General features: G+C 62.7%; 1 protein-coding gene. It reads left to right on the top strand.

Annotated features, from left to right (window positions below; translation table 11 throughout):
• A partial coding sequence (locus EN939_RS37165; RefSeq protein WP_272483148.1) for a phosphate acyltransferase occupies positions 1 to 409 on the top strand: 409 nt, incomplete at its 5' end.
• Between the last annotated feature and the right edge of the window lie 160 nt (positions 410 to 569).

Here is a 569-nt window from a genome sequence, read left to right as displayed (position 1 = left end):
AGCGCTGCTCTCGCATTCGGATTTCGGCTCGCGCGATTCGCCCAGTGCCCTGAAGATGCGGCAAGCGGCGGCGATCCTGGCGCGCATTGCCCCAGAGCTGGAATGCGATGGCGAGATGCACGCCGATTCCGCTCTGTCGGAGCATCTGCGCCAGCGCGTATATCCGCATTCACGGCTGAAGGGCGAAGCCAATTTGCTGGTGTTCCCCAATCTCGATTCGGCCAACATCACGCTGACGGCGCTCAGGACCATGATGGATGCGCTACACGTCGGGCCGATCCTGCTCGGCACGGACATGCCGGCGCATATATTGACGCCGTCGGTCACCTCGCGCGGCGTCGTCAACATGACGGCGCTTGCCGTCGTGGAAGCCGCCCACAAGGCACAGGCGGTCGTCAATCTGGGCTGAACACGGATTTCGCGGTAAACTGCAGTTAACCGCGAACACGGTAGCATTGCGGGCTAACAGTCGGATTTGGCAGGCGGAGTTTGGGCGGATGGCAAGCGGAGGGTGGAAGCAGGCGCATGCTGCCATGCTGCTTGGCCTCCTGTTGTCCGCAACCTGGGGG

Source organism: Mesorhizobium sp. M7A.F.Ca.CA.002.05.1.1, assembly GCF_003998335.1.
GTDB lineage: Bacteria > Pseudomonadota > Alphaproteobacteria > Rhizobiales > Rhizobiaceae > Mesorhizobium.
The sequence above is the reverse complement of the archived record's forward strand: the minus strand, read 5'-3'. Positions and strand labels throughout refer to the sequence as shown.